The organism is Streptomyces sp. NPDC101227 (genome assembly GCF_044767545.1).
GTDB lineage: Bacteria > Actinomycetota > Actinomycetes > Streptomycetales > Streptomycetaceae > Streptomyces.
Genome location: NZ_JBIWOD010000002.1, coordinates 308,366 through 331,620, shown reverse-complemented (window position 1 = coordinate 331,620; position 23,255 = coordinate 308,366). Strand labels below are relative to the sequence as shown.

Sequence of the window (23,255 nt, the reverse complement as noted above, 5' to 3'; positions counted from 1 at the left end):
GACGGACCTGACGGGAAGGGTGGCACCGGCGGCGTCCAGGAAAGCCCTATTCCGGATCGCGGGGCGTGACCTCGCCCATCAGCCCCCAGCCGTCCATACCGGGAATCTCGGTGCTGACGATCTTCGGCTGGTCGGCCACCGCGTACGACATGGCCTCCATCGCGGCCTTGAAGTGCTCGGACTCCACATGCTCCTTGCCCGCTTCGCCGTCACGGAACGCCTCGACGAGCACGAACTGGTGCGGGTCGTCGACGCTGCGGGACCACTCGAAGAACAGGTTGCCGGGCTCGCGGCGGGTGGCCTGGGTGAAACCGTCAACGAGGTCGAGCCAGTCGTCGCTGCGCTCGGGGCGGACGGTGAATTTCACGGTGATGAAGATCATGACAGCGGTCTTTCCAAGAATGCGGGGATGGGTGTTGTGCCTGGTCGGCGCGACGGCATGCATGACGGGCCATGCGGCGAGCCGGTACGACCGAGGCTACCCGTCCAGGCCCACCCGGCGGCGCAGCGGATGCGCCACGACCACTCATGGCGGATCCCTCAAATATCGAGCGCCCCCTGAACCGGCCACGGCCGACCTCCGGGCTGGAGTACGGTCAACGCCGGCTTCCTGCTTTCCTGCCTGCCTGAATAGCTGCATAGCTGCCTACGCATTGGCGTAAGACGAAGGAGTTCTCATGGCTTCGGAGAAATTCTCCCCAACAGATGCCCAGGGCGTTCCCACGAACCCCGAAGAGGCATTGGAGTCGGTACGCGGGAAATACAGCCGGCCTCGCTCCTTCGACGGGACCCTCGCGCCCATGCACGTCCAGGAATTCGACCTGGGTTATCTGGTGTACGCGACGTTCGCCCAGCCCGTCGACGAGAACGGCCAACCGGTCCCCGCGCCGCCGGGCGGCAGCAGCTTCGTGGTGGCGAAGGACACCGGCAACATCACGACCGTCCCCAACTTCCCGCCCGACCAGGCCATCGCGCTCTACCGCAAGCAGCGCCGAGAGGCGGAGGCCTCCAGTTAAAGGTTCGAGAACGAGGTCAGGTCGCTCACGCGGACCAGGCTGAGCTCGCTGGGTTCGATCTCGGCGCCGGACAGGACCACTTCAGTGGTCTCGACGCATCCCCGCGCGACCCAGGAACGGTTGCTGCTGTTGCGCCAGAGTTCGAACGTCGCGGGCTTCCCGGCTGTGGTGATGGTGACGGATTCGGAGGCCGGCAGGCCGGCCGGGGGTTCCTCGCCGGGGTGGTGGTAGATCTCGAAAGCCCGCTCCAGGGCCTCGCCGGCCTCTGCATTGCCGGAGGAGCCGCTGAAGACCGTGACGTGCTCGACCTGGGGGTCGAAGTACGGAGAGCCGAACCACAAGTACGCATGGCTGTCGCCGGTGGCTCGGTTGTAGCCATGACCCGTGACCTGCCGTGATTCCGGCCATTCGGCGTCGACAGCGAAGATGCTGAAGCCTTCTGCCCAGCCAGGGGCGCCTTGATCGTTCATGGGGTCTCCCCTTGTGCTCGTCCGTGATCAGGCATCCTGCCACCGCAAGAGAACCGGCGGGAAGTGGGATCGGCATCCACCGAGGGCTCATATTGATGTGTGTGGAAACAACACGGTTTCCCGGCAACAGGCGTACCCACACCGCGAGATGAGCAACAGAGTCCCCTGCTATGGTGCGCCGATGTCATCGATCAAGAAGTTCCAAGTCACCTTTGACTGCGCTGAACCTGAGCGCGTCGCTCGCTTTTGGTGCGAGGTGCTGGGGTACGTCGCACCGCCGCCACCGGAGGGGTTCGCCACTTGGGACGAATTCAACCGCTCCCTGCCTTCTGAGGAGCAGGACTCGTGGTTCGCATGCAGTGATCCCTCAGGTGTGGGCCCGCGACTGTACTTTCAGCGCGTTCCCGAAGGGAAGGTCGCCAAGAATCGGGTGCACCTTGACGTGCGGGCGGGTACCGGGCTCGCGGGTGACGAGCGCCTGGCCGCGCTTGAGGCCGAATGCGCACGACTGGTCGCGCTCGGCGCGGTCCACTTGCAAACACTCGTTGCCGATGAGGAAAACGAGTCGTGCATCAATATGCAGGACATCGAGGGCAACGAGTTCTGTCTCGACTGAGCCTCCTCCGAGACGGCGAGACGACGAGACGGCGAGGCGGCAAGGCGGGGAGCCGTCTCCCTGGGCTTCCCTTCAGACGGGAACGCCCCCGCCCGCCGGCCCCACGCCGCGAAGCGCCCTGGTCATGGCCGGCAGATCCCAGTGCTCATCGCGGGAGTTGGTGACCACGGACGCCAGCAGCTCGGGCGTCAGCCGGTACCGTTCGGCCGCGTCCAGGAGGATCTCGGCGCTGTGGCCGGCGGCCGCGCCGTAGTCGTTGCCGTCCAGCAGGCCCAGGGCCTCACCCTTGTCGACGAAGCGGCTCATGCCGCAGTCGAGGCCGTCGTCGTCCAGGCCGTCGGGGTAGGGGGCGCGGGCCCAGGACCCGTTCTCGTACCAGTAGATGCAGCCCAGTTCGTAGCCTTCGAGCAGGTCGTGCAGCGTCTCGTACGGGAGCCAGTCCGGGGCGCCCGCCAGCATGTCGATCGGCGGCTGGTGCCACTTGACGTCGCTCGACTCGTCCTCGCCGTAGAGCACGAACCGGCCGCCGTCCATCCTCGCCAGCGTCCACCGCGTGCAACCGCAGTCGTCGAGGTGGAGCCCCTCGTCGTCGATCCAGCAGCCCGTGCGGCTCCCCCGGCTCCGCTCCGCCGCGGTGGTCGCTTGCAGTACGGCAACCAGCGCCCACCGCGCCCAGAGCACCTCCGGCCGCGGCAAGTCCCCCGGCAGGCCCGGTCGGTGAATCGTCATGCCGTCCTCCGGCTGGTCGTCACGGTGTCGTTCGCGGAAGGACCCACCTCGCACTGTGCGGAAGTGGGTCGTACGGCAGGCCGTCAGCTCACCGGACAATGCCCATGAACAGCGAGCATGTCGAGTTTCCAGGTCCTGTTTCCGCGGCTGCCGGGAGGCTTCCCGGCGCTGCCCAGGTGGTGCAGCGTAGCGGGTCCTCTGTGATGCGCATGCCACAGCTGCGCGCCCCGCTCCGCGAGGATGGCAAGAACTCCCACGGGTCAGGTTTTCTCCTGCCCGCCGTCGGATGAGCGGAGGGTTGCCAGGCGCCGTCGGTACTCCTCGTCCTCGATCTCACCGCGTGCGTAGCGCTCGGCGAGGATCCGTTCGGGGGTGGGGACGCCGGGCGGGCGCTCGCCGCGCCAGCCGGCGTGTTCGCCGCCGGGCGGTGCCGTACGGGCGAGGGCGCGGTAGAGCAGTACGCCGGCCGTGACGACCAGTGCCCAGAACAGGACCATGCCGACCGACATCGCAAACCAGCTCCAGCCACCTGCGCCGCGGTCGTACCAGAACAGCATCGCGCTTCACTTCCCAGCTCAGGCGAGGTGCGGGCCGGGTGCTCGCAGGTGATCTCCTCTCCATTCTCGCTCCCCGGTCGGCGTCGCGGCGGGTGACGGACGGGGCGCGAGCGGGGGTCGGCGATCCGCCGGGGTCACCTCTGCCGGGTCCCGTTCGCCGGTCTTCACAATGGTCGCGGGTTGTCGCCTGTCATTGCAGGTCGTCGCGGGTCGCCGTACGTCGCCCCAAGCCGGCGTGGGTCGTTTCGGGTCGTGGCGAGCCGGCACGGGTCGCGGCCCGTCGGCAGATGAAACAGGATGAAATATCCGGCCGAAGGAGGTATCCCGTGTCCGCCCCAGACATCCCGTCCCGGGCCCCCGCAGCCGCCGTTCTCCCGGAGCGCGGCCCCGACCCGGTGAAGATCACCCTGTCGGTCAATGGCGCCGAGCGTACGTGTGAGATCGAGCCGCGGGTCAGCCTCCTGGATGCATTGCGTGAGCGCCTGGATCTGACGGGTGCGAAGAAGGGCTGTGACCAGGGCACATGTGGTGCCTGCACGGTGTGGGTCGATGGGCGGCGGGTGCTGGCCTGCCTCACGTTGGCGATCGCCTGTGAGGGGCACGAGGTGACCACCATCGAGGGTCTGGCGGAGGGGGACGAGCTGCACGCGATGCAGAGCGCCTTCATCGAGCAGGACGCCTTCCAGTGCGGCTACTGCACCCCGGGCCAGATCATGTCCGCGGTGGGCCTGCTCAACGAGGGCCATGCCTCGGACGACGCCGAGATCCGGGAGTGGATGAGCGGCAACATCTGCCGCTGCGCCGCCTACCCCCACATCCGGGCCGCCATCCGCGCGGTCCGCGACCAAGCCTGAGGAGGCCTGCCGTGCGGCCCATCAGTTACTCCCGCGCCGGTGCCGTGGCCGACGCGGTCGCCACCGTCGCCGCCGACCCCACCAGCGACTTCCTGGCCGGGGGCACCACCGAGATCGACCTGCTGCGGCAGAACGTCCTGCTGCCGCGCCGGCTCGTGGACATCAACGAGCTGCCCCTGGGCCAGATCGAGGACCGGCCCGACGGCGGCCTGTACATCGGCGCCCTGGCCCGTATGAGCGAGGTGGCCGAGGCACCGGCCGTACGGGAGCGGTACCCCATGGTCGCCCAGGCGCTCGTCCTCGGTGCCTCCGCGCAGCTCCGCCACATGGCCAGCATGGGGGGCAACATGATGCAGCGGGTGCGCTGCGCCTACTTCCGCGATGCGACGTCACCGTGCAACAAGCGCGATCCGGGCAGCGGATGCAGCGCCCTGGAGGGCTTCCACCGCGGCCACGCCGTCCTCGGCGTCAGCGATCACTGCATCGCCACCCATCCGTCGGACGTCGCCGTACCGCTGATGGCGCTGGACGCCCGCATTCATACGGAAGGCCCGCACGGCCGGCAGGTTTACCCGATCGACGACTTCTTTCTGCTGCCCGGCGACACCCCGCATCTGGAGCACCCGCTGGAGCACGGTGAGCTGGTGGTGGGCATCGAGGTCCCGGGCCTGGCCACGGCCCGCACCTCCCTCTATCTGAAGGTCCGCGACCGCGAATCGTACGAGTTCGCCCTGGCTTCCGCGGCCGCCGCGGTGACCGTGGAGGACGGCGTCATCAGCGACGTACGGCTGGCCCTGGGCGGGGTGGCGACCAAGCCCTGGCGAGCGCGCCGCGCGGAGGAGATGCTGCGCGGGGCACCCGCCGACGCCGAGACCTTCCGGTGGGCCGCGCGCGAGGAGCTCGTCCCCGCCCGCACCACGCCGCTCAACGCCTTCAAGGCCGAGCTGGCCCAGCGGACCCTGGTCCGGGCTCTGGAGACCCTCACCCACCGGGAGAGCCAGTCATGACCACGACGACCATCGCGATCGGACAGCCCCTCGACCGGGTCGACGGCCGCCACAAGGTCACCGGCGGCGCGCACTACTCCTCGGACGTCTTCCTCGGCAACGTGTCCTATGCCGTCCTGGTCGGCGCCCGTGTACCCAGCGGCCGGATCACCCACATCGACACGGACGAGGCGTGGGAGGCCGGCGGGGTGCTCGCCGTCCTCACCCACGAGAACCTGCCCAAGGCCGCCGCACAGCCCCCGCTGATTCCCTCGCTCGCGGGGATGCCCGCGCCGGGACAGACCTTCTTCCCCCTCCAGGACGACGTCGTGCACTACACGGGCCAGCCCGTCGCCCTCGTGGTCGCCGACACCCTGGAGCGCGCCCAGCACGCGGCCGCGCTGATCCGTATCGCCTACCAGGAGACGCCCTCGGTCACCACCCTCGACCAGGGGCGCGACGCGGCCTACGAGCCCGAGGCGATCTTTGCGGGGTTCGTCCCCGGCCGGACCGAGCGAGGCGATGTCGAAGCCGGGCTGGCACGCGCCGACGTACGGATCGATGCCACCTATACGTTCGCGGCCAACAACCACAACCCCATCGAGCCCTCGGCCACCACCGCGGCCTGGGACGATGACCAGCTCACCCTCTACGACGCCACGCAGGGGGTGGCGGCCACCCAGCTGACCGTCGCGGCGCTGCTCGGCCTGACCCCCTCGAAGGTGCGCGTCGTCTCCCACTACGTCGGCGGCAGCTTCGGCTGCAAGGCCATGATCTGGGCGCACCCGGCGCTGGCCGCACTCGCCGCCCGCGAGGTCGGACGGCCCGTCAAACTCACCCTCACCCGGGAGCAGATGTTCACCTCCGTCGGCCACCGGGAGGAACAGGAACAGCGCATCGCGCTGGGCGCGGACAAGGAAGGCCGCCTCACCGCGCTGCGGCACCACAAGCTCTCGCCCACCTCGCACTTCGACGACTGGGCCGAGCCGTCCCTCGGTGTCGCCTCCCAGATCTACGCCTGCGCCGACTACGAAGGCGTCTACCGGCTGATCCGCGCCAACACCATGACGCCCACCTTCATGCGGGCGCCCGGCGAGGCGTCCGGCATGTTCGCCCTCGAATGCACGATGGACGACCTGGCCCACCGGCTCGGCATCGATCCGCTGGAGCTCCGCCTGCGCAACCGCACCGACACCGACCCCAGCACCGGCCGTCCCTGGTCCAGCAACGGGATCGAGGAGTGCTACGCGCGCGGCGCCGAGCGTTTCGGCTGGCATCGGCGCAATCCCGAGCCCCGGTCCCACCGCGACGGCAACTGGCTGATCGGCTACGGCATGGCGGCTTCCGGCTATCCCGTCTACGGCCCGAACAATCCGCAACGCGCGCGGGCCCGCCTGTACGCCGACGGCACCGCCGTGGTCCAGGCCGCCACGCCCGACTTCGGCACCGGGGTGGCGACCGTGATGACGCAGGTGGCCGCCGATGCGCTCGGCCTCCCCTTCGCGCGTTGCCGCTTCGAGGGTGGTGACACCACGCTGCCGACCATCGCCGCCGCGGTCGGCTCCTCGGGGTCCGGCATGATCAGCGCGGCCGTGCACACCGCGGCAACCAATCTGCGCGACCAGCTGGTGGCACAGGCCGTCGCGGACAGCCAGTCGCCGCTGCACGGCGCCGATCCCGGGGCCATCACCGTGCGGGACGGCCGCATGATGCTGCGCGACGCCCCCGAAACCGGGGAGAGCTACGGCGATCTGCTCCACCGCAACTTCCTCCCCGACGTCGAGGCGGCCGGCTCCTGGTCCCCTTCGCCGCAGAGCAACCGCTTCGGGATGATGACGTTCGGCGCTCAGTTCGCCGAAGTGGCCGTCGATCCCGACCTCGGTCTCGCCCGGGTCCGCCGTATGGTCGGCGCCTTCGCCCCCGGCCGGGTCCTCAACTCCAAGACGGCCCGCAGCCAGCTGATGGGCGGGATGCTGTGGGGGCTGGGCCAGGCCCTCCTGGAGGCCAACCACATGGATCCGCGGCGCGGTCGTTGGGTGGCTTCGAGCCTGGGCGACTACCTCGTGCCGGTCAATGCCGACGCACCTGAGGTGGCGGTCGAACTCATCGAGGTGGCGGACGACGTGGTGAATCCGCTCGGCGTCAAGGGCGTGGGAGAGGTCGGCCAGGTCGGCGCCGCCGCGGCCATCGCCAACGCCATCCATCACGCCACGGGACGCCGGATCCGTAAGCTGCCCATCGCCATTGAAGATCTGCTCTGAGCGGCTCAGCGCGGTGCGGCGGGGGTGTCGCCGAGGACGGCGTGCAGATAGAGGGCGAGGGTGTCGCGTGTGAAGTACGAGCTGTAGGAGACGTCGGGGAAGTCGCCGCCCGTGTGGTAGCCGCCGATCACTCCGATGAGGGCGTAGCCGGCGAAGTCCCTTATCAGGAAGGGTCCGCCGGAGGTGCCGCCGATGTATCCGGCGCAGGCGATCTCCAGGAAGGTGCCCGGGGCCGCCGGATCGGTGCTGGTGTACCGGTGCGTGGAGGAGGCACAGTCCAGCGGCTTGGGGTGGGTGGTGTCGCTGTTGCCGGGGTAGCCGATGAGCCGCACCTCGCGGTGCCGGTAGCCCGGGTAGGGAAGAAGGTCGAAGCCGCCGGTCGCCTCCTCGGCCTCGGTCCCGTCCTCGCGCGCGGCGAGGCGTACGACCGCGTAGTCCCAGCGGGCGCCCGCGTCCGTGCCGAGGTCGTAGTACCGCTGGTCGATGTAGATGTGGTCGACGGGGAAGATCCCGTACGGCTTGATTCCGTCGTGGTACTGGGGCACGAACGACAGATGGCGCTTCGGGTTCGGGGACCGGAGGCAGTGCGCGGCGGTGACCACGAGGTCGCGGTGTGGGCTGCGGACCACCGTTCCGCCGCAGAACCGGCCGGTGTTGCTGCCGTCCGTCCAGAAGAACGTCCCTACTTGGGGGATGCCGTCGAAGGGGTGGCTCGGCGGAGCGGGGTCGGCGGCCGGGCGCGGGGCCGACAGGCTCCGGCTGACGGAGGCCGGGCGGGCGGCCCGCATCCGCTGCGGGGTCCAGTAGGTGTCGTCCGAGGCGGCCGGGCGCCCGGGGCCGCCCGCGGCGTGCGCGAGCGGTCCGGGCAGGGCGAGGAGCGGCAGGCCGACCAGCGGGGTGGCGAACAGCAGGGCGGCGAGGGCGCGTACGGCAAAGGGTCTGCGCATGGACGGGGTCCTTTCGCGGGCACGGCGTACGGCGGGAACGGGACGGGTGCGAGACGCGTGGACATGGTCGTACGCGCGGGGGGCGTGTGGCGAGGGGGCCGCGCCGGATTGCCTCGGCGGACCGCCCGCCGGGGCCGCCTCCCCGTCAACCCCCGCGGGTGTACGGGCCGTTCGGCGGGGTGCGTCGCGGCGCACAGCGGCGAGCCGGGCTGTCTGCTCGGGCGGCCAGGGTGCGGCGGGCCGCGTGGCGCGCACCCGCGGTCGGGCTCAAGGCGCCTCGGCGCGGCTCGCTGCGGTTGTCATCGGTGCGGACCGGTACGACAGTGGAAGGGGGACGTTCATGAGGAGAACGGAGAACACAGTGATTGTTCTCGGAATCATCCTTCTGGTCATCGGCTTCCTGGCGAGCATTTCCATCTTGTGGACCATCGGAATCGTGCTCGTCGTCGTCGGGGTAATCTTGTGGATCCTCGGCTCGCTGGGGCATGCGGTCGCCGGTCGAAAGCATTACTGGTAGCTGCCTGATGCGCTACTGGCAGGTACGGAACGGCTACGCAATGGCCTCGCGCCCTCGTATCAGGGCTTCTCCCGGAAGTCCCGCGCCTCCCGGGAATTCAGGAACTCCAGCATCAGGCGGTTGAGCGCGGCGGAGTGCTGGAAGGGCATGCCGTGGTGTGAGAGGCCGGGAAGTACGGCGGTCTCGGCATGGGGCAGATACCGGCGCGCGGCCGCCTCGACGCGCCGGCTGTCATGCGCCCGGCTGTCCGCGGCGAGCAGCACCAGGGCGGGTACGGTCGCGCCGCGCAGCTGGTGGGGCCGCGGGCGTTTGCCCACGACGGTTTCGGCGTTCGGGAACTCCGCGGCAAGACCGTACAGTTCCCGCCACGCAGGGTCGGCCGCCGCGTCGCGGGTCTCCCAGGCGAGGAAGGCGTGGGCCCGCCGCGCCGTGGGCCTGAGGAGCATCGGAAGGGCACGCAGCAGGTACCCGGGCCGGTAGCCGGCGAAGCACTGGGTGGGGTCGAGGAGGACGAGGCTGCGGACGCGCTGCGGGGCGCGGAGCGCGTAGGTGAGGGCGATCCAGCCGCCGTACGAGTGTCCGCAGAGGTCAGCGCTCCCCAGGCCCGGGCCCAGTCCGTCGAGTACGCCGTCCAGCCAGTCGTGCAGATCGTCGACGGACCGGATCGGGCGGTCACCGCGCAGGCTCCGTCCCGCCTCGCCGATCCGGTCGATGGCGTACACGCGCCTCGTACGGGCCAGGTCGGCCACGTTGGCGTACCAGACCGTCGAAGTGGCGCCGCCGCCGTGCAGCAGCACCAGCGGCTCTCCGTCCTCGGGGCCGCACGCGGTGACCCGGGTCGTGCCGTACGCCGATGTCAGGTCCATCCGGTCGACGGGCACGGGCCAGCGGGCGAGGACGGCGTCGTACGCCGCGAGGAAACGCGTCAGGTCTTCGGTCACCGGAATCCCCCCAGGGCAGCTGTGTCGCCAAGACGGTATCCCGTTGGGGGAGTTGCTCTTCGTTCCGGTGCGGGCAGCGACGAACACCGGGCTCGTGGCGGCGCCGGAGTGGTCACCTCGGGCGCCGCCACGTTGGGCTGCCGTCGCCCCGGTGCGCGGCGGCGGCGCCGACGTCACGCGGCGTCAGCGTCGTACGGTCAGCGGGGGGGTGCGGTCAGTGCTTGAGGGTGTCCCGGGCCCGTTCCACTGCGTGCTTCACCTTGCCCATGATTTTTTCGGCCTTGCCCTTCATCTCCAGGCTTTCGTTACCGAGGGCCTTCCCGGTGTTTTCCTTGGTTTTTCCCTCGGCGATTTCGCCGATGTTCTTGGACTTCTTCCCGATGCCCATGGCGTGCTCCTTCAGCGGCTCGATCGAGCCGGTGGGATGCATTTCGGTCGGTTTTCCGGGCGCAGCTCCCGGCCCATCCGTCCTCCGTTGAATTATCTCACTTCACGCGAAAACGCTCAGTCCGAGGGCGGCAGCAGCGTCCCCAGAGGGCCGAGATCCAGGTTGAGGTCTTGCAGGGAAAGGTCGTATTGGGCGCAGAGTTCGATCATGCGGTCGTGGAGGATCATGAGCGTTGCGCCCAGGCGTTCCTCCTGCTCTTCGGTGAGGTCTCCGGCGTCGACCCGGTGGAGGGCCTGGCGTTCCATGAGCTGGCGCACGAGCTCGACGAGGGTGAGGACGAGTTTGACGAGGTCCCTCTCCACCGTGTCGGGGGTGGTGTTGATGCGCTGCGCCGTGCTGCGCGCTTCCGCGTATGCCGGGGGCGCGGCCTCCCGCGACAGGGCGGGCAGGCGGCGATAGGCGCGGGCGGCGGCGTCGGCGACGTCGTCGAAGCGGTGGGCGGGGCGGTCGCCGTCAGCGGTCATGGTCCGGGCCGTCCCGTGGCAGGGGTGACGCTGCGGGCGTGACCTGGCCGGACCACGGCGAGGGGGTCTGTTCGCTGATGGAGGCGACGAGCGCACGCAAGGAGATCCGTACGAGGTCGATGTCGGCGATGGACAGGACGACATCGCCGGTGAGGACCACACCCCCGGCGAGCAGTCGGTCCAGCAGGTCGATCAGCGCTATCTGCCGGTCCGGCAGCGCCCGCTCCCCCGCCGGCGGCCGCTCTCCCGCGCTCATGGCGTGGCTCTCTTCGACGGCTCGGCTTGGGTGGTGGCGATGAAGGAGTACGGGGCCCAGGGGCCGGTGACCTCCACGCGTACGCCGGGCAGCCCCTCCGCGGCCCGTATGACGTCGGCGCGGAAGCTCTCCGCGTGCCGCAGCGGTACGAGGTAGGCGTCGTTGACGACGTTTTCGCCGGGCCCGCGGGCGAGTTCGCCCTGCTGCGGCCGGTGCTGTACCCGGTCGACGGCGTGGGCGCGCGCGGCGGCCTCGACGCGCTCGGCGGCCTTTTCGGCGTCCCGGTAGGTGTCGTCGCGCGCATGGCGCTGCGCCCTGCGCGCGCTGAGGTAGGCCCGTCCGGGGCTCAGCGCCGGGTCCGTGGCCGACTCCGTGGCCGCACCCGATTCGGGCCGGCTCTCCGACGGCGGGGGCGCTTCGGCGTAGATCTTGACGCCCCACTCCTCGTGCCCGGCCAGGTCGGACAGGCGCTCGGCGAACGCCTGCCGGCGGGCCTCGAGCATGATCCGTACCCGGTCGTCGTCGAGGTAGACCGTCGCCAGGCGGAGCGGCAGTACGGTGGTGCGGGCGGCCAGCGCCTCGATCACGCGGTGGTGCGCGCGGGCGACCGTCTCCAGCCAGTCCAGGTCCTCCAGGTGCGCTTTCAGCGCGTCCTCCTGGAAGTCCTGCGCGGGCACCGGGCTCACGGCGACCACCACCTCGTCGCCGTCCCCCACGCGAACCAGGTGCACCGGCGCGTCCGCCACTCCCCGCAGTCCGGGCAGCGCCTCCGCCAGCCCGCCGGCGTCCCGCGCCACGCCGTACGCGTAGGTGATGGAGCCGGTCATTCCTCATCCCGCCTCTTGCCGCGGGCCCTCGGCTCCGTCCGTTCGGTACGCGGGGTGCGTGCCTTGCGTGCGGTGCGCCGGGTGTCGGCGGGGCGGCTTTCCTCGTCCTCGGCCGACGGGAGTTCCCCTTCGCCGCGTTCGCGCAGGTCGGCGATCTCGGCGCGGAGCCGTTTGTTCTCCTCCGCGAGCTCGTGGTGGCCGTCGGCGCGCGAGGACAGCGCGGGGTCGCGCTCCCACCAGTCGATTCCCATTTCCTTCGCCTTGTCCACCGAAGCGATCACCAAGCGCAGCTTGATGGTGAGCAGTTCGATGTCGAGGAGGTTGATCTGGATATCGCCGGCGATGACGATGCCCTTGTCGAGGACGCGCTCCAGGATGTCGGCGAGATTCGCCGACGAGCCCTGGCCGTATGGCGGGGCGGCCCTGGACGGGTAGTCGCCCATCCTCCGGGCGACGGGTTCGGTCACGGCCCTTCCACCTCAATTCCCGGCGTGCCGATGCGTGGCGTCGCGGTCAGGGGTCGAAGCCCTGGGCATGGGCCCGGATCTCCTCCAGCCGGTCCAGCAGTTCGTCCTCGCGCCGGTCGAATGTGTCCTCGCTGATCTCCCCGGCCAGCAGCGCCCGCTCGAGTTCGACCAGTTCCCGCTCGATCGGCGCCGGGTCGTAGTACTCCTGCTCCGCGGCCTCGAGCACGCGCTCCACGACCCAGGAAACGCCGCGAACCGGCGCCAGCGGAAAGGTGGCGATGTGTGCGAGCAGGCCCATGACGTACTCCTTGGACTCCTCAGACGAAGCTGTAGGGCGGCAGCGGGCCGCGGAGCCGGAGGTCGAAGTCCTCGCCCAGCTCGTCGGCGAGCCCCTGCTCGGAGGAGAGGAACGGCTTTTCGTTGTCCCGGTCCACCAGGAAGGACACATTCAGGAAGTCGTCGCCGGTGGCCTGCGACAGTCGCTCGTCCCGGGCGAATTCGCGTAGTACGTCGACGACCGCGGCGGCCCGTTGGTCGTGGCGTACCTCGACTTCCTGGGCGACCAGTTCGCCAAGGGCGAGCGGCAGCTCCGGGCTGTTACGGCCGCTCCTGATCTCTTCGTTGAGCCTGCGCGCCTCGTCCGACTCCCGCAGGATCTCGCGCAGCAGCGCCTCCTCCTGCTGGGCCGCCTTGAGGTGGTATTCGGCGCAGCCCTCCAACGCCCGCAATCGCTCGGTGAACAGCTCCGCGCGCTCCCCCAGCACCGCCTTCACGGCATCGTCGTCGGAGGTGACGAAGCCGAACTGAAGCGGCAGGACCGTGCCGTCGGCCATCAGCCTCTCCTGGACGCTCTGGTGCGCGGCGAGGTCCCGTCGTTTGGGCCGCAGGTCCTCCGGTGCGTCGCTGACGACCGCGGACAGCTTCCCGTTGTGCACCGTACGAAGGTCGGCGGGCGGGTCTCCTACCCCGTCGACGCCGTCCAGGCGCTGTGGGTGGCCCGCCGCGACCACCGAGTAGACGTACACGGCCATGGCTCACTCCTTCCGGCGCCGGGCCGGCCGCCTTGCCGGCCGCTCCCGTTTCTCCGCGTGCTCCCTGTGCCGGCCCGCGTGCTCCTCCTCGTCCTCCTCGTTCTCCTCATCCGCTTCGTCCTCGTGTCCGCCCTTGAGGACATCGGACAACGTCTCGGCGGCTCCCTGCAGGGCTCCCTTCGTCTTGCCCTGGGCTCCGCCCTCGGTGACCTCACCGACGATGTCGGGCAACGTGGCGGGCGCCTTGTCACCGGACTCCAGGTCGAGGCGATTGCAGGCCTCGGCGAAGCGCAGGTAGGTGTCGACGCTCGCCACCACGATGCGGGCGTCGATCTTGAGAATCTCGATGCCCACCAACGACACCCGCACAAAGACGTCGATGACCAGGCCGCGGTCCAGAATCAGATCGAGAATGTCGTAGAGATTTCCGGAGCCGGCCCCGCCGCCTCTGGAGATGGTTCCTCCGCCTTGCGGCACCACAGTCACGGTGCCTCCCTTCTCCGGCTCGCCCCCGCCTCTATGGGGCGGCCGTCTCGTTCGCCCAGCGAACGGTGCTTCACTGCTTCGCTGATTTCCTTCCGCTGTTTTCCCTTCGCTGACTTCCCGGAGCCCTCAGGTACGTCGGTCGATCTGCCCTCGGGTGTAGCGGCGGGTGCGCTCGTACGCGACCAGTTCGCCCTCCTCGTCCAGCGTCACCCGATAGCTCGCCATGACGCTGGTGGTCTCGGGGACGCGCGCCAGCTCCAGGACTTCCACGTCCGCCTGCCAGCCGTCAGCCGTGGGCTTCACCGCGGAGACGGACTCGGGCGCTCGCCCCAACAACTCCTGGAGCTGCTCGGCCGCGTACCGCATGGCCCGCGGCGCCGAAACGCGACGGGTCACGCCCTTCGCCCCACTCTCGCTCTGTCTGCCGCCGGATCGAACGGCGCTGGTCTTCTCGGCCGTCGTCCTGGTGGTTTTCTTGGCGGTTTTCTCGCCAGTTTTTTCGGCGGTCTTCTGGGCGGTCTTCTTGACGGACTTCTTGCTGGACGGACGCCGGACTCGCGCTGTCTCGTCCTCTTCACCTGCAGCCATGTTCTCTCTCCGGCATCGGAGACGACATGCTGACCGCGCCACCTTCAAGAGGCGCCATTACATGATATACGGCATGAGAAGTGAACACCTTCGGTCATCTCGGGGATACCCGGTCGAAACGGGTGACCTTCCGGGTTCGGCGCCGCCTGGTCGGACCTGTGTAGCCCCGAGTCGGCACACCTCACCCCCGGTCGCCGTCCGCGCGCGGCCGTTCGCCGCAGCGCGCCACGTCCGGTCAACGGGCGAACACATGGCGTCGCGGATCACCACGCGGCGTCGCCGCCCGGACGCACCCGCTCCGCGGTCAACCGGCGGCGACCGCAGCGCGGACCGGCCGATGCCCGGCACGCCGCACTGCGCGCTCGACGGCGCGCTCTGGCACGGCGGGGCAGTGGTCCGGTCCGCGGTAGCGAGTGGCCAACGCGTTTCCCCCGGGGCCTCGTTGACGAGTTCCGGTAGCCGAGCGAAAGCGTCATTCTTCTTCGTCTTCCTCTTCGCCTTCCTCAACTTCCTCGTCCTCGTCGCCTTCTTCTCCTTCTTCGCCATAGCGCTCGTCGTCGGCCCCCTCCCAGTCACCGTCTTCTTCCTCTCCCTCCTCGTCGTACTCCTCGTCATCCTCGTCGTACTCCTCGCGGCCGCCACGCTCGGATTCTTCGTCCTCGGCCTCTTCTTCTTCGGCCTCTTCCTCCTCGACGGCTTCTTCGTGGGTCTGTACGACCTCGCCGTCACGGATTTCCCCACGCCAGCCTTCCGGCTCTTCGTTGACGAGGGAGACATAGCGCTGGAAGTGTTTGAAATCCAGCCGCAGTCGGCGTCCCTGAGCTCTCCACAGATTCCCGGTCTTCTCGAAGAAGCCGGAGGCGTAGTACTCGACCACCAGGACGATACGCGTGAGACTGGGCGCCAGTTCATGGAAACTCACTGCACCCCGCGTCGTGCCCTTGGCGCCCTCGGACGTCCAGACGATGCGCTCATCGGGCACCTGTTCCTGGACGGTCGCTTTCCAGCTCCTGGTTGAGGGACCGACCTTGGCCTTCCAGTCACTGGTCGAGTCATCGCTTTGCGACACGCTGCGTACGCCTTTGGTGAAGCTGCTGAACTTCTCGTACTGAGTCCAGTGATCGTAGGCGTAACGTAGCGGCACGCCGACATCGATGACCTCGATGATGTTGGTGACCTTTGTGGTTCCCGACTTGCCGCGCTTACCGCCGCCCAGGGCCTCCTTGGCCTTCCCCACGACGTTGTCCTTGACGTCCTTCATCTTCCCGGTGATCGCGGCCTTGATCGGTGAGTCACCTTGGAGAAGGTTGGCACCGATTTTGCCCAACGACCCGCCGCCTTCGACGACGTCGGAAAGCTGGTCCGTCACATCCACCAGCTTGTCGCCGGCCTTTTCGGCCAGATTCCCCACCCAGGCACTGACATAGTTCCCGAGTTCGTCACGCAGGCGGTCGACACCCGAGTCCCCTGCACCGTTTTCCCGTCCCGTCTTGGCCATGACCGGCTACCTCCGGCGCTCGGCGCGCGATGATGTCTTCTTGGCAGCCTTCTTTGCCGAGGCTGTCGTCTTCTTGGTCGACGCCGCTTTCTTCTGTGCGGCCGTCTTCTTGCCTGCGGCCTTCTTGCCCGGGGCCTTCTTGGCTGGAGTCTTCTTGGCCGCCGCCTTCTTGGCAGGGGCCTTCTTGGCAGGCGCCTTCTTCGCCGGAGCCTTCTTGGCGGTGGTCTTCTTCGCCGCGGTCTTCTTCGCCGCGGCCTTCTTCGCCGTGGTTTTCCTGGCAGGGGCCGACTTCTCCGCGGAGGCCTTCTTCGCCGGAGCCTTCTTGGCTGCCGTCTTCTTCGCCGTCTTCTTGGCCGCCGTCTTCTTGGCGGGAGCCCGCCCCTTGGGAGCGGCCCTCTTCGCTGCTGACTTCCTCGCCGGGGCCGACTTCTTCGCTGCCTTCTCGCGGGAAGCGGTCTTCTTTGCCGCTGATTCCCTTCCCGCCCGCTTCGTCGGGGCCGCTTTCGCAGATTCACGCGCGGTACGACGGCGGGGGCGCTCCCTCGGCTCTTCCTCTTCTTCCTCTTCCGGCTCTTCCTCTTCCTCTTCTTCTTCCTCTTCGGGCTCCTCCTCTTCCTCTTCCTCCTCCGGCTCCTCTTCGTATTCCTCTTCTTCCTCTTCTTCCTCCTCTTCCGGCTCCTCGCCCTCCTCGTACGCCTCTTCGCCCTCTTCGCCCTCGCCCTCCTCCGACTCTTCCTCACCGCTCTCGAGCTGGAGGGTGCGGTCACGAAGCGTGTCGGCCAGCGTCGTCAACTGGCGATTGGCGGCGGCCGCGACAGCCTGTCGGCCGACGTCCAGCACTTCTCCACGCAGCTGGTCAGCCAGCTCTGTGACCTGCGGTATCTCAGCGAGTCTGCGGATCCCTTCGGCGGCAAGCTGGCGCGGCTGGAGCCCGAACTGACGCCCTGCGAGGTAGGACACCGCGGAAAGGGCGAACCGGGCCTTTTTAGTGCGGCCCAGAACGTAGCCGCCGGCCAGGGCAGCGGCGAGCAGGACCTTGGTGCCGTCATTCATACGTGCATCACCTCTTCATCGGGATGCGGCCGGTCGGCGCCGGCGCAATGGTCGAGCGGCTGTTGCTGGTCATGCCGTAACGCCGCCGCCGAGTTGTCTGCCGCGAATACTTGGCACGCGAAGCGATCCGGGCGTCTGATCAGGCTCTTTGTCAGTTCGACGACATGCCGTGCCGCCGCCCCGGCGCCATATTCCGCGGTCGTTGAACTCCTTCGGGTGGCGGACAACGAGGCCCGGCTACGCCCTCGGGATTGCTCTCCCATATTTCAAGAGTGATCCGGCTCCTGGCCTTCGCATCCTGAGCGGACCAGGGGTGACGCTGGGGAAGCGGGCGATGCTGCTGCGTGGTGGGTCGAGCCGGGACCGGGATCGGGCGCGAGGACGGGGCTACCATCCACTGATGGTTCGCAACAGCAGGAAGCCCCGGCGTCTCGTCGTCGACGAGGAGACTTTCCTCTGGTCGGTGGGACATCGGCACCACGTCGAACGGGGCCGATATCAGGAATGCCGCGAATTCCTCACCATCCGCCGCCTCGGAGCGCGCGGGCGGCTCCTGATCTTCTTCCAAGAAGGCGACGGCCGGCTGGTCCCCGATGGCTTTCTTCACTCCGGCGCCGTCGGCACCGGCCAGGGAAATTGGCTGAACCTCCACGAACCGGGCACGGTCCGAGCCCTGCTCGACGAGGCCCTGGCCGGTGGGTGGCAGCCGGACAATCCGCCAACTGAGGAGATCGACGGCTGGGGCCTCTTCGAGAGGGTGGCCGCTCTCCGCGCCATGACTCCGCCTGCCTGAGGGCCGATACGCCTCCGTCAGCGAATCGCCGGTAATTTCCCTTCAGATCACAGCCATTGGACATTCCCGGAAGCGATGGAAGCCCTTGTAGGGACTGAATCCGGCCTTCCCGATCACACACCGCTTCCTCGGGCCGACACCAGCACGCACGCTCCCGCGGGCATCACGGACCGGTGCGGATGGTGGTGGCGAGTGGCGTGCTGGAATCATGCGGGATGAGGGCTTTCACCCGTGGACGTCCAAGCACGCCCATGGGCGTCCAATCGCCTTCACCAGTGGGTACTTTCGAGGCTTTGCTTCCGGCCGCGTCACCGTCACCGAAGGAGCCGCCCGCCATGACCGCCCCGCGCGCGCACCGCACCGAAGTTCCTCGTTCGCTTCGAACCGATGGACCGGATCCAGATCATGCGGCATCCCACTACGCATCAGCATTCGCACTACCGGATCCGGACGCGATGTCCCGGACGCCCGAGCAATGGGCACGGGCCGCATTCGAAGGCGCGCCGGTTCTCCTCCGATGGTTTCTGGTCATGGGCTGGACTCTCGTCCTGGGCCTTCGAATGGGCCCGAGGCCGTCGCCGGACCACGTCCTGGGGTGGCCGGTCTCGGATTCCGGTCGCGCCTCGCTCACCCTCGCATCCCGCTCCGGCCTGGTAACCGCGCACAACATTGTGACGGTAGACAATTCGGCCGTTATATGGGTCACTTTCGTGCGCTTCCATCGACGAATCGCTCGCCCGGTGTGGGCCGCGGTGGCGCCGATCCACCACCTGGCGATCCCTTATCTCCTCAGGCGCGCATCTCGCTCTCGTCCCCACCAATAGGGAATGGGGATGAGGGCGGGGCCGGGGAACATCACCGACGTAGCCCCGCCCCCTCCATCCCCTGTCCGGTCAGCGGAGGACCGACGTAACAGACCCGGACCTGAAAGCCGCCGTCCAGTCCACGATCTGCACCGCCGCCCCGGCGGCCTCCCGCCCCCGGCAACGGGCGTGATGACGGCGGGCGATGCCGTCCAGATCGAGGTGGGCACCGAAGGCGGGAAGGGCTGCCAGACGGCGGGCATACGACCACAGCCGCCGGTGACCGGCGATACGGTGCACGGCTGCGGCGTCCAGATGCCAGCGGTGCACGGTGTCGAGTTGTACGAGCGTCACCCACAACTGGACGTCGGCGGCGGTGAGTTCGGTGCCCAGAACGTAATCCCGATCGGACAGCCGGCGTTCCAGGGAGTCCAGCGCTTCGAGCAGGGTGCCCAGCGCGGTCCCGTACTCCGAGCTGTCGGCGCCGAGCCGGCCGGCGCTCTGTGCGGCCTCATTGACCTCGTGTTCGCAGAGCCGTCCGATCGCGTCGATGTCGTTCCGGGCGTGGTCCGGGTACAGGACGGGCCCCGCGCCGCCGAATCGCTCGGCCAGGTCGCGCAGGATCTCGGGGGTGTGCGTGCTGACGATCCGCCCGGTCCATCCGTCGCTGAGCGCCGGCGCCGCGGCCGGTCCGGGGTGCTGGTGCGAACTGGCCTCGTACAGCGGGCGCAGCGAGGAGTACTCACCGCCCGGACCGTCGGGGACGGCGGGCAACAGCGACACCGGGAGCGTGCCACCGAGGTTCAGCAGGCTGTGGGTGATGGCGATTCTCAGACAGAGCGGACAGGAAAGCGAGAGGTGCAGGCGGTAGCGGTGCGGCACCGCGTAGTGGCCGCTGCGCGCATCGCAGCCGATCCTGCCCCGGAGGGACGGCACCGCGGTCCGGGACATGGGCGAGGCGGGAGTCGTGGAAGATGCGCCGGACGTGGGTGATGCGGGAGACATGGAGGTCGCGGCAGGCGTAGCGGTCATGCTGACTCCCTGGGGCTGGGGGCGGTTTCGCGGGCATACGACGGCGGGGGCGGACAAGTGGCGGTACGGGTCCGCGTGCGGTCGATATGCGCCGTGCGGGCTTACACGTGCGGAGCGCGCCGTGGCGGGCGGGGGCGCCGTCGGCGCAAGCCCGGGTACGAGGGGGCTTCGGCGCGGGACGGCGTGCGGCGGGACGGGGGACGAGCCGCCGCGTATCGCCTCAGTACAGGGAACTCGCCGCGCTGCAGACGCGCAGGAGGTCGATGTGCCGGCGTGAGGTCAGAAGGGGAAGCGGCTGGGCCGCGCGGACCGCGCGGTCATTGTCCAGCGCTGTATGCCCCATCGATTCCCACCCGTTCACTAGGGTTCCCGCTCTTGAGTGTCGAGCCACCGGTCAGCCGCGTCAAGGGTGGTGCGGCGTGCTGGTCCCCGGGCCCGGTCACGCCGGAGAGGGACCGCGCCCGGCCCGAAGAGGCCCGACCTCTCCCGCTACGGGATAATGCCCCCATGCGGATTTCAGCCAGAGCGGACTATGCGGTGCGCGCCGCCCTGCAACTCGCTGATGCCCGGGATGCGGGGCCGCTCAAGGCGGAGGCCATCGCCGACGCCCAGGACATTCCACACAAGTTCCTCGAAGGCATCCTCAACGACATGCGCCGGGGCGGACTCGTCCTCAGTCAGCGCGGCGGCAACGGCGGCTATCGGCTGGCCAAGGCGGCGGAGGCCATCAGCATCGCGGATGTCATCCGCGTCGTGGACGGGCCGCTGGTGTCGGTACGCGGCGTGCGTCCGCCGGAGTTGTCGTACACCGGCCCCGCCGAGTCGCTGCTGCCGCTGTGGGTGGCACTGCGGGCCAACGTCCGTCAGATCCTCGACGGCGTGTCACTGGCCGATGTCGCGTCGGCCGAGTTGCCCGGCAGGGTGTCCGCGCTGGCCGAGGATCCCGACTCCTGGACCAACCCCTAAGGGCTACGGACGACACTCAGCAGACGGCTGCCGGCGGGACCCCCAGCGAGCAGCACCGCCCGTCGTCCGCCCCCGCCGGGATGTCCAAATTCGAACGCTCGGCTGTCCACCCCTCGAACACCCCTTGCCCGGCCCGGAGTCCGGAAGCCATTCTTTCCCTACTAATCCAGTGGGAATACTAGGGAAGCGAGAGGTGCCGGCGGTGTGGAGAACGCTGATCCGTACCACCGCCCCGCCGCATCACCTCCCGGCCAACGCTCACCGGCCCACCCCACCCGACAGGACGGCGACCGGCGCCATGCCAAAGAAGTCCGCAACCGGCCCTTCCTCTCCGGCCCCGGAGCCCAACCACGCGACGGAGGAACGGAGATGGCCGCGCGTCACGCGTGAGCTCGCGGACGATCTCGCCTTCGACGCGCTCACCCGCGACCGCGCGGGCAAGCCTCCCGTCGACGAGGCCGCGCGGCTGCGCGAAGCGGGCCTGCCGGCCCTGCTGATGCCGCCCGGCCCGCTGGGCAGGGGCAGTGACTGGCGTACCGCCTGCGCGGTCATCCGGGAGATCGCGGCGGCCGACGGTTCCATCGGCGAACTGCTCGCCCGTCACTACGTCCTGTCGTGGAGCCCTCGGTTCTTCGGCGCTCCGCAGAGCGCAGAGGGTCTCGAGTTGCCGGCGGCCGAGGAACAGTGGCTCTGGGGCGGCAGTACCGATATCCCGGGAACGGAGGCGGAGTCGGCCACGGACCCCGAGCTCACCCTCACACCGGTCCCGGGTGGGTACGTCCTCAACGGGCGCAAGGCCTTCGCCGCGGGCGTGGGCGTCGCCGACCGGCTGGTACTGGGGGCGCTCGGTACCGATACCGGCGAATCGCTGATCGTGCTCGTGGACCCGGCCCACCCTGCCGTGACGAGCACCCCGGAACACGACCGTCTCGGACAGCGCCTGACGGGGGCCGGCAGCATCGGATTCGACGGCGTCCCGGTGCGCCCCGGTGACATTCTCGGCGTCGTTCCGCGCGATGAGCACGACCTCTCGCCCTTCGCCGCGCTCGCGCCCCTGGCGCTCCGGCTCGCCCTCGCCCATGTCGCCCTGGGCATCGCCGAAGGAGCGCTGGCCGAGGCGCGGGACGTCAGCCGTGCCACACCGCGCGGCTGGCCGGCCGCCGACCCGGACGACGGCGCCTACGCGGACCGCCCGGGCAGGGATCCGTATCTCCTTCTCGCTTACGGGGAACTGGTGGCCGCCGCCCACACCGCCGCGGCGGTCGTCGAACCGGCGACGGAAGCCCTGGCGAGAGGGCTCCTGCTGGAGCAGGACCTCGGTGTGGACGAGCGCGCCGATATCGCCGTCCTCGTCGCCGCGGCCGAGGCCGTCACCAGCAGATCCGCCATGCTCATCACCACCCGCATCATGGAACTCACGGATGGCGCCGACTCCCCCGCCGATGGCCCGGGTTTCGACCGGTTCTGGCGCAATGCGCGCGTGCTGACAGCGCAGGGCTCCCCCACTCACAGCCTCCGCGATATCGGCGATCACTATCTGAACGGGACGCATCCGGCCCTGAGTTTGCGCATCTGAGGATGGCGGACCCGGCTCGAAGGTGGGCCGGGTTGCGACCACCGTCAGGGCGCGGACCCATAAAGTTTCCGCCGATCACCCTTGCGCGGAATTCCGTGCACGCACGGCTGACGGCCTCCTTTTCGGCCGCGCCCCATGCGCCCGGTCCGATCACTGGCTGCCCAATACTCCCGAGAATCGGGAGGCGTGGGGCGGCCGAATTTCGCCCGGATTCCCCTTCGGAGGCGTGTCCCAGTGCGCGCAGGAACGCCCCGTCAGGAACGCCCCATCAGACGCACGACAAGACAAGGACAACCGAAATCCCGATAACTCCGACGATCGCAATTTCCCCCAGGGGCTCGGCTGTCCCGATAGGCCCATTCGACAGCCGTCACTGATAGTGCGTCACCGCACGGCCTCTCCGCCCGAACCGGCTTCGCGCTACTGCAACCTGCAACCACCGGGGCGTCGACGCCTCCGTAATGACGCCCCCTGGACACGAGGTACGTCGACCGCACGCTCCCGGACCCGTCCACCACTCAGCGGCAGCGGCTTTCCGGCCTCTGCCGGCGTGACCGTCCGGCCGGGGGCAGGGAAGCCCGGTGAGAAGCTCCGCACACTCAAGCGCCCTATAGCCGTACGCGTAATCGAGCGTAATAGGCCGCACTCCACGCTCCCCACACTTCAAGCCATCGAGAACGCCATATGGCTTTGTAGGATTAATCATCGATCCGGCCATTCCTCCTGCCTTCCTTGACGCCGAATGGCCATCTCCCCCGAAATGGACCCGGGCGCCGTTTCAGGAGATCGGTGAACGGCGCATGTCGGTAGCGACAGTTCGAGAAAGGGGAAGGGGAACCGCCATGATCGAAGAGGAAGAGCTGTTCGAGGAGATGTCGGTTTCGGAGGCGGAGACGGCATTCGCGGGTCACAGCTGTCTCTGCTGGGTCGCCGAGTACGACGCCGAGCAGGCCGAGTAGCGACGTCGAGCGCCTCCTGGCCTGGCCATTTTGGCCGGGAGGCGCTTTCGTCGTTGCGGAATGGCTTTCGTCGACCGCGCTTTTGTGTTGCGTTGCGTGCGCCCATAGCCCCTG

The 23,255-nt window shown here is 69.0% G+C and carries 29 protein-coding genes; 10 read left to right on the top strand and 19 right to left on the bottom strand.

Translation table 11 applies throughout. From position 1 onward, the window contains the following. Window positions 1-46: 46 nt before the first annotated feature. The gene (locus ACIRPT_RS05320; protein ID WP_403822495.1) at window positions 47-382 is read right to left on the bottom strand and encodes a putative quinol monooxygenase; all 336 of its coding nucleotides are present in this window, start codon (window positions 380-382) and stop codon (window positions 47-49) included. A 295-nt stretch (window positions 383-677) separates the two neighbouring features. Here ACIRPT_RS05320 and ACIRPT_RS05315 point away from each other — a divergent pair, with 295 nt between their 5' ends. Then, window positions 678-1,016, top strand: a complete 339-nt coding sequence (locus ACIRPT_RS05315) for a hypothetical protein (RefSeq protein WP_403822492.1) — start codon at window positions 678-680, stop codon at window positions 1,014-1,016. Here ACIRPT_RS05315 and ACIRPT_RS05310 read toward each other — a convergent pair. Beyond that, window positions 1,013-1,486, bottom strand: coding sequence for a hypothetical protein (locus ACIRPT_RS05310; protein ID WP_403822489.1), 474 nt, complete (start codon window positions 1,484-1,486; stop codon window positions 1,013-1,015). The two genes, ACIRPT_RS05315 and ACIRPT_RS05310, sit on opposite strands and share 4 nt — an antisense overlap. A 181-nt stretch (window positions 1,487-1,667) precedes the next feature. Here ACIRPT_RS05310 and ACIRPT_RS05305 point away from each other — a divergent pair, with 181 nt between their 5' ends. Continuing rightward, window positions 1,668-2,102, top strand: a complete 435-nt coding sequence (locus ACIRPT_RS05305; RefSeq protein ID WP_403822486.1) for a VOC family protein — start codon at window positions 1,668-1,670, stop codon at window positions 2,100-2,102. Between the two features lie 72 nt (window positions 2,103-2,174). On the opposite strand, the gene ACIRPT_RS05300 is transcribed toward ACIRPT_RS05305, so the two are convergent. Both ACIRPT_RS05300 and ACIRPT_RS05295 read right to left on the bottom strand, forming a co-directional pair. Continuing rightward, on the bottom strand, window positions 2,175-2,831 hold the full coding sequence (locus ACIRPT_RS05300) for a hypothetical protein (protein WP_403822484.1): 657 nt from the start codon (window positions 2,829-2,831) through the stop codon (window positions 2,175-2,177). Between the two features lie 260 nt (window positions 2,832-3,091). Further along, entirely contained in the window at window positions 3,092-3,388 is a 297-nt protein-coding gene (locus ACIRPT_RS05295) for an SHOCT domain-containing protein (protein ID WP_403822481.1), read from the bottom strand. Between the two features lie 326 nt (window positions 3,389-3,714). Here ACIRPT_RS05295 and ACIRPT_RS05290 point away from each other — a divergent pair, with 326 nt between their 5' ends. From ACIRPT_RS05290 to ACIRPT_RS05280, 3 genes are read left to right on the top strand one after another with little or no spacing between them, the layout of a single operon-like run. Further along, a complete protein-coding gene (locus tag ACIRPT_RS05290; protein ID WP_403822479.1) occupies window positions 3,715-4,242 on the top strand; it encodes a (2Fe-2S)-binding protein in 528 nt (175 codons plus the stop codon). Between the two features lie 11 nt (window positions 4,243-4,253). Then, window positions 4,254-5,249, top strand: coding sequence for an FAD binding domain-containing protein (locus ACIRPT_RS05285; protein WP_403503515.1), 996 nt, complete (start codon window positions 4,254-4,256; stop codon window positions 5,247-5,249). Beyond that, window positions 5,246-7,489, top strand: coding sequence for a xanthine dehydrogenase family protein molybdopterin-binding subunit (locus ACIRPT_RS05280; RefSeq protein ID WP_403822477.1), 2,244 nt, complete (start codon window positions 5,246-5,248; stop codon window positions 7,487-7,489). The genes ACIRPT_RS05285 and ACIRPT_RS05280 overlap by 4 nt, the downstream gene beginning before the upstream one ends. Window positions 7,490-7,494: 5 nt before the next feature. Here ACIRPT_RS05280 and ACIRPT_RS05275 read toward each other — a convergent pair whose 3' ends face one another. Next, complete coding sequence (locus ACIRPT_RS05275; RefSeq protein ID WP_403822474.1) at window positions 7,495-8,436, bottom strand: trypsin-like serine peptidase; 942 nt, start codon at window positions 8,434-8,436, stop codon at window positions 7,495-7,497. Between the two features lie 361 nt (window positions 8,437-8,797). Here ACIRPT_RS05275 and ACIRPT_RS05270 point away from each other — a divergent pair, with 361 nt between their 5' ends. After that, on the top strand, window positions 8,798-8,953 hold the full coding sequence (locus tag ACIRPT_RS05270; RefSeq protein ID WP_403503524.1) for a DUF6131 family protein: 156 nt from the start codon (window positions 8,798-8,800) through the stop codon (window positions 8,951-8,953). 59 nt (window positions 8,954-9,012) lie between these two features. Here ACIRPT_RS05270 and ACIRPT_RS05265 read toward each other — a convergent pair whose 3' ends face one another. The 13 genes from ACIRPT_RS05265 to ACIRPT_RS05205 form a co-directional block, all read right to left on the bottom strand. Continuing rightward, on the bottom strand, window positions 9,013-9,894 hold the full coding sequence (locus ACIRPT_RS05265; RefSeq protein WP_403822471.1) for an alpha/beta fold hydrolase: 882 nt from the start codon (window positions 9,892-9,894) through the stop codon (window positions 9,013-9,015). A gap of 214 nt (window positions 9,895-10,108) precedes the next feature. Then, the gene (locus ACIRPT_RS05260) at window positions 10,109-10,324 is read right to left on the bottom strand and encodes a CsbD family protein (RefSeq protein WP_403822468.1); all 216 of its coding nucleotides are present in this window, start codon (window positions 10,322-10,324) and stop codon (window positions 10,109-10,111) included. Between the two features lie 74 nt (window positions 10,325-10,398). Then, complete coding sequence (locus tag ACIRPT_RS05255; protein WP_403822466.1) at window positions 10,399-10,806, bottom strand: gas vesicle protein K; 408 nt, start codon at window positions 10,804-10,806, stop codon at window positions 10,399-10,401. Beyond that, window positions 10,796-11,062 (bottom strand): gas vesicle protein, encoded by a 267-nt coding sequence (locus ACIRPT_RS05250; RefSeq protein ID WP_403822463.1) that lies wholly within the window; start codon window positions 11,060-11,062, stop codon window positions 10,796-10,798. Before ACIRPT_RS05250 ends, ACIRPT_RS05255 begins: the two co-directional genes overlap by 11 nt. Then, window positions 11,059-11,889: a GvpL/GvpF family gas vesicle protein gene (locus ACIRPT_RS05245; RefSeq protein ID WP_403822461.1), complete on the bottom strand. Its 831-nt coding sequence runs from the start codon at window positions 11,887-11,889 to the stop codon at window positions 11,059-11,061. The genes ACIRPT_RS05250 and ACIRPT_RS05245 overlap by 4 nt, the downstream gene beginning before the upstream one ends. Then, on the bottom strand, window positions 11,886-12,332 hold the full coding sequence (locus ACIRPT_RS05240) for a gas vesicle protein (RefSeq protein ID WP_403503772.1): 447 nt from the start codon (window positions 12,330-12,332) through the stop codon (window positions 11,886-11,888). The genes ACIRPT_RS05245 and ACIRPT_RS05240 overlap by 4 nt, the downstream gene beginning before the upstream one ends. 70 nt (window positions 12,333-12,402) lie before the next feature. After that, entirely contained in the window at window positions 12,403-12,654 is a 252-nt protein-coding gene (locus ACIRPT_RS05235) for a gas vesicle protein GvpG (protein WP_403822458.1), read from the bottom strand. Window positions 12,655-12,673: 19 nt separating this feature from the next. Continuing rightward, window positions 12,674-13,387, bottom strand: a complete 714-nt coding sequence (locus ACIRPT_RS05230) for a GvpL/GvpF family gas vesicle protein (RefSeq protein WP_403822455.1) — start codon at window positions 13,385-13,387, stop codon at window positions 12,674-12,676. A gap of 3 nt (window positions 13,388-13,390) precedes the next feature. Further along, window positions 13,391-13,873, bottom strand: a complete 483-nt coding sequence (locus ACIRPT_RS05225; protein WP_403822452.1) for a gas vesicle structural protein GvpA — start codon at window positions 13,871-13,873, stop codon at window positions 13,391-13,393. Window positions 13,874-13,999: 126 nt separating this feature from the next. Next, complete coding sequence (locus ACIRPT_RS05220; RefSeq protein WP_403822449.1) at window positions 14,000-14,461, bottom strand: gas vesicle protein; 462 nt, start codon at window positions 14,459-14,461, stop codon at window positions 14,000-14,002. 472 nt (window positions 14,462-14,933) lie between these two features. Further along, window positions 14,934-15,959 carry an SRPBCC family protein gene (locus ACIRPT_RS05215; RefSeq protein WP_403822446.1) on the bottom strand — a complete coding sequence of 342 codons (1,026 nt, stop codon included), beginning with the start codon at window positions 15,957-15,959 and terminating at the stop codon, window positions 14,934-14,936. Between the two features lie 6 nt (window positions 15,960-15,965). Further along, window positions 15,966-17,012, bottom strand: coding sequence for a histone H1-like repetitive region-containing protein (locus ACIRPT_RS05210; protein WP_403822443.1), 1,047 nt, complete (start codon window positions 17,010-17,012; stop codon window positions 15,966-15,968). Beyond that, window positions 17,009-17,239 (bottom strand): hypothetical protein, encoded by a 231-nt coding sequence (locus ACIRPT_RS05205; RefSeq protein ID WP_403822440.1) that lies wholly within the window; start codon window positions 17,237-17,239, stop codon window positions 17,009-17,011. Before ACIRPT_RS05205 ends, ACIRPT_RS05210 begins: the two co-directional genes overlap by 4 nt. A gap of 173 nt (window positions 17,240-17,412) precedes the next feature. On the opposite strand from ACIRPT_RS05205, the gene ACIRPT_RS05200 reads away from it, so the two are divergent. Beyond that, on the top strand, window positions 17,413-17,805 hold the full coding sequence (locus ACIRPT_RS05200) for a hypothetical protein (RefSeq protein WP_403822437.1): 393 nt from the start codon (window positions 17,413-17,415) through the stop codon (window positions 17,803-17,805). 893 nt (window positions 17,806-18,698) lie between these two features. On the opposite strand, the gene ACIRPT_RS05195 is transcribed toward ACIRPT_RS05200, so the two are convergent. Beyond that, window positions 18,699-19,559 carry a glutathione S-transferase C-terminal domain-containing protein gene (locus ACIRPT_RS05195; protein ID WP_403823368.1) on the bottom strand — a complete coding sequence of 287 codons (861 nt, stop codon included), beginning with the start codon at window positions 19,557-19,559 and terminating at the stop codon, window positions 18,699-18,701. 588 nt (window positions 19,560-20,147) lie between these two features. On the opposite strand from ACIRPT_RS05195, the gene ACIRPT_RS05190 reads away from it, so the two are divergent. The 3 genes from ACIRPT_RS05190 (at window position 20,148) to ACIRPT_RS05180 (ending at window position 23,141) form a co-directional block, all read left to right on the top strand. Then, window positions 20,148-20,606, top strand: a complete 459-nt coding sequence (locus ACIRPT_RS05190; protein ID WP_403503565.1) for an RrF2 family transcriptional regulator — start codon at window positions 20,148-20,150, stop codon at window positions 20,604-20,606. A gap of 298 nt (window positions 20,607-20,904) precedes the next feature. Next, a complete protein-coding gene (locus ACIRPT_RS05185) occupies window positions 20,905-22,182 on the top strand; it encodes an acyl-CoA dehydrogenase (RefSeq protein WP_403822434.1) in 1,278 nt (425 codons plus the stop codon). Between the two features lie 842 nt (window positions 22,183-23,024). Beyond that, window positions 23,025-23,141 carry an azolemycin family RiPP peptide gene (locus tag ACIRPT_RS05180; RefSeq protein ID WP_403503570.1) on the top strand — a complete coding sequence of 39 codons (117 nt, stop codon included), beginning with the start codon at window positions 23,025-23,027 and terminating at the stop codon, window positions 23,139-23,141. Window positions 23,142-23,255 lie beyond the last annotated feature (114 nt).